The sequence below is a fragment of the Mesorhizobium sp. M2A.F.Ca.ET.039.01.1.1 genome (genome assembly GCF_003998035.1).
Taxonomy (GTDB): Bacteria; Pseudomonadota; Alphaproteobacteria; order Rhizobiales; family Rhizobiaceae; genus Mesorhizobium.
On sequence record NZ_RZRY01001236.1, the window covers coordinates 1 to 1,097 of the forward strand.

General features: G+C 58.8%; 2 protein-coding genes. Both read left to right on the forward strand.

The genetic code is table 11. From position 1 onward, the window contains the following. The coding region (locus EOA24_RS43675) for a hypothetical protein (protein ID WP_245501980.1) at nt 1-471 on the forward strand (471 nt) is incomplete at its 5' end. 237 nt (nt 472-708) lie between these two features. Further along, a partial coding sequence (locus EOA24_RS38925) for a thermonuclease family protein (RefSeq protein WP_245501981.1) occupies nt 709-1,097 on the forward strand: 389 nt, incomplete at its 3' end.

Here is a 1,097-nt window from a genome sequence, read left to right on the forward strand (position 1 = left end):
GGCGCGCTCCGGAACCTTCAACAATTGCAAGAAATACCGATAGCCGCCGGCCTGCCGATTTCCGGTGAATCCCTGGCACCGGGAAGCGCGAGCCGCTTGACCGGATACCCTACCTCAGATTGTTTCTTAGGACGCGGAACGAAATTCGCACATCGAAGTTGGCAGGCGCTGGTTACAGGGACAGAGGCGATGCTGCTTGCTGTGAACGACGCGGTATCGACGGCTGTTTTGGCGGGCAGAGGCGGAGACGCCGAAATCTTCGGCGTGATCGATCTCACCAGCAAAGTTGAAACCAGGATCGGCGCCATCAGCCTGGGGCGCGCTATTCAGTTTGTTGCGAATGCATCGGTGCTTGGCTACGATGTTCGTGGTGCAATGGTCGTATATGGGGAACCAGGAACGCCGAGCTTGAGGGCGTGGGACTGTGAACACCTTTGGGCGCAATACGGCGGCGCACTTCTCCAATCATAATGCTCATAATGCGAAATGACCCCACGATCTTTATAACTCTTTTGGTGCATTTGCAGCGCTGCGCAACATAGTTGGCCTGAGAGCGCTGCTGGACTTTAATCGTCCTTAATCCTCCCGGGTGGGGGAATGGGCTTGAACAAATCTCGACACTACAACCGATCTGACCACTGGCTGAAGCGCGGCTCTAGGCGCTCCCGCGCTCGACGTTGGATAAGCGTGCCGGGGCGCCTGATTTTCGTGACTGTCGCCGCGGCTGGCGCGCTTGCCGCCCAAACGGCCATCCAGCACAGCGACAGCTTGCCGGAAATCAATGCGTCGAACTGGTTTGGGCCGAAGCCGCAGCCGATCACCGGCGTCGCCTCCATCATCGATGGCGACACGATCGAAATCCATGGGCAGAGGATTCGTTTCAATGGCATCGACGCCCCGGAGAGCAAGCAATATTGCGAGGACGCCAAGGGCTTCGAATATCCTTGCGGACGCCGATCTGCGGAGGCACTGGATAGCTTCCTGGCCGCCTCAAGGCCAGTTCAATGCACATTCGTGACGTGGGATCGCTATCACCGCTTCGTCGGCGACTGCCGACGTGCCGACGGCGTCAGCGTGGCGGCGTGGATGGTCGAGCA